At 57.6% G+C, this 255-nt stretch carries 1 pseudogene; it reads left to right on the top strand.

What is annotated here, in order from left to right:
• Positions 1 to 255, top strand: a pseudogene (gene tuf / locus WA845_RS25350) (elongation factor Tu); the annotation flags it as partial.

The following is a 255-nucleotide window of genomic DNA, read 5'->3' as shown; positions in this document are numbered from 1 at the left end:
ATATTCCGATCATCAAGGGTTCGGCGCTTGCTGCTCTTGAAGATTCCGACAAGAAGATCGGTGAAGACGCGATCCGCGAGCTGATGGCTGCGGTTGACGCCTACATCCCGACGCCTGAGCGTCCGATTGACCAGCCGTTCCTGATGCCGATCGAAGACGTGTTCTCGATCTCGGGCCGTGGTACGGTTGTGACGGGTCGCGTTGAGCGCGGTATCGTCAAGGTTGGTGAAGAAGTCGAAATCGTCGGCATCCGTC

The organism is Agrobacterium sp. CMT1, from assembly GCF_037203725.1.
Taxonomy (GTDB): domain Bacteria; phylum Pseudomonadota; class Alphaproteobacteria; order Rhizobiales; family Rhizobiaceae; genus Agrobacterium; species Agrobacterium pusense.
The sequence above is the reverse complement of the archived record's forward strand: the minus strand, read 5'-3'. Positions and strand labels throughout refer to the sequence as shown.